This is a genomic window from Oleiphilus sp. HI0086, from assembly GCF_001635225.1.
This window is the reverse complement of record NZ_LWFZ01001238.1, coordinates 1-713: the sequence shown is the minus strand read 5'-3', so window position 1 is coordinate 713 and position 713 is coordinate 1. Positions and strand designations below refer to the sequence as shown.

The 713-nt window shown below is 45.4% G+C and carries 1 protein-coding gene; it reads left to right on the top strand.

The window, feature by feature from the left end; genetic code table 11:
- Positions 1-148 precede the first annotated feature (148 nt).
- A partial coding sequence (gene pheA / locus A3756_RS21515) for a chorismate mutase (RefSeq protein ID WP_068554603.1) occupies positions 149-713 on the top strand: 565 nt, incomplete at its 3' end.

The following is a 713-nucleotide window of genomic DNA, read 5'->3' as shown; positions in this document are numbered from 1 at the left end:
ATGAGCATTTAGTTGGTGTGGAGCGTGTTGATGAGTCTAGTCTTGATGAACAAGAAATAGAAGAGGGAACTGATACTGTTGAGGCAGGCGCTTCGAGTGAATCAGATGAATCTTCAGATCAATCACCTGAGGCCTAACTGGAAATATAATGGTAGATGAAGCAACAGAGCTCGCAAAGCTAAGGGCTCAGATTGATGAGATTGATCAAAATATTCAGTCTTTGATCAACCAGCGCGCAGCTTGTGCTCAGCGTGTTGCTGAGGTGAAGCAGGCTGCTGCCGGTAATGAGCTTGTGCAGTATTATCGCCCTGAGCGAGAGGCTCAGGTCCTGCGGGCCGTAATGGAACGCAATACGGGGCCTATGCCAGATGAAGATGTTGCTAAGCTCTTCAGAGAGATAATGTCCTGTTGTCTAGCCCTTGAAAAACCAATGAAGGTAGCTTTTTTAGGGCCGGAAGGTACTTATACGCATGCAGCGGCCCTAAAACATTTTGGACACTTTGTTCATGCTCAGCCTATGAGTGCAATTGATGAAGTGTTTCGAGAGGTGGAGTCTGGCCAGGCAAACTATGGCGTTGTACCAGTTGAGAACTCAACGGAAGGCGTTGTTAATCATACTTTGGATAGTTTCGTAAATTCACCTTTATTCATTGCTGGTGAAGTGAAGTTAAGAATTCATCACCACTTGCTATCGAATGATGAAATCAAACCCT